The sequence below is a fragment of the Thioalkalivibrio sp. ALE11 genome, assembly GCF_000381205.1.
Classification (GTDB): Bacteria; Pseudomonadota; Gammaproteobacteria; order Ectothiorhodospirales; family Ectothiorhodospiraceae; genus Thioalkalivibrio.
In genome coordinates this window covers 1-1,340 of record NZ_KB906216.1, presented here as the reverse complement: position 1 = coordinate 1,340, position 1,340 = coordinate 1, and the positions used below count along the sequence as shown (strand labels likewise).

Annotated in this window: 2 protein-coding genes; both read left to right on the top strand. The window is 51.6% G+C overall.

The window, feature by feature from the left end:
* The coding region (locus tag F620_RS15615) for a glycosyltransferase (protein WP_369773825.1) at window positions 1-418 on the top strand (418 nt) is incomplete at its 5' end.
* Window positions 419-443: 25 nt separating this feature from the next.
* Window positions 444-1,202, top strand: coding sequence for an AAA family ATPase (locus F620_RS15085; protein WP_081621804.1), 759 nt, complete (start codon window positions 444-446; stop codon window positions 1,200-1,202).
* Window positions 1,203-1,340 lie beyond the last annotated feature (138 nt).

Below are 1,340 nucleotides of genomic sequence, written 5' to 3'. Positions count from 1 at the left end.
CGTGGCAGGCGCACGCGATTCCAGCTGGAATCGCCCGCGAAAAACGCCCACATATGATCTCGGTCAAGTCCCCCTAGGGGAGGTTAACTGGTTATTCAATGCACTGGATATAGCTGTAATAACCAACCGGACCAACACTTTTGGCGAACACTGCTACCCACAGAAACTTCACGAAATGCTCGCGTGCAAAACACCCGTCATTGCCGCCCGCACTAGTGCATTTTCACGACACCCACTTCCGGATGGAGTAATCGCGACCTACAGCCCGCAGTCACCATCCGAGCTCGCGCAGGCAATTTGGGCTGCCGCTATTCATAAAGAGCGCACCAACACAATAGAATTCAAGGCTGACACTTGGCACGAACGCGCTAACCAGCTTCAATTTATCCTTGAAAACGAACACCAACACCATCTATAAATCAACCCGAAAACGCGAACGACTAATGAGCGATCACAAGCACCCCAAACTTCCTGACGCCATCGAACTCATCGGAGCCCCTGGCTCTGGAAAAACCACTCTCGCTCGAAAGCTACCCCGCAAGCTAAAGACCCCGGCTCTCACCGCATGGGCACCGAAAGCCAAGGCAAACCGAATTGCCAATTCAATTCACTCCAAGTCCGCCTTTGCAGCATTTTCCTACAAGGTGCTTTGTTCCATACCGACACTCCGATACCCCTTGGCTGACAACCTGTTCCCAGCTACTGCCTGGTCCGCGCTATCTGAACGTCAGGAAGACCTGCATCCTATTCTCGAACATGCCCACAGGGAGCTCTCAAATCTATCGGGCAACACATCTTGTATCACCCGACGTGTACACCTTCTTTACCGGTCATGCCTAGATATCGCCTTGATCCAATCCTCCTCTCCACGCCACTTGCCACGTTATGTATTATTCGATGAATCGATTACCCAAGCTATTGTCGGACTCGCGCTCCATCATTCACGACCCGAGCACTTTCTAGACCAATATCTCACCATAAGACTCGCCAGCCCATCGCTTCCGTTAAAGATCATCTACTGCCAGGCGAATGCGGAGACCCTAAAACAAAGAATAGCTTATCGGGGTCAGCCTCAGCACGACCATTTGAGTCAGATTCCTTCTTTCCAGAACCTATCCCGACACATTGCTCAAAAAACCAATCATCTTGCCTACTGCGAAGATACTACCCTCGATGAGTTTTATTCGTTCTTCAGTTCCTGAATTCAGAGTTCAGTTCAGGGCCGACAATTTTCTGGACAGACGCCGTACTCGCCATGCGGTCAGCCTCCCGTTCGCTCATCGGGCACAATACTCATCCACTCCCGGGCATGAAACAGGGGTGCCTTCTCTCGCGGTATG

Excerpts from the sequence above, each read along its gene's own strand:
- F620_RS15085 (WP_081621804.1), top strand. The coding sequence starts at position 444 with ATGAGCGATCACAAGCACCCCAAACTTCCTGACGCCATCGAACTCATC.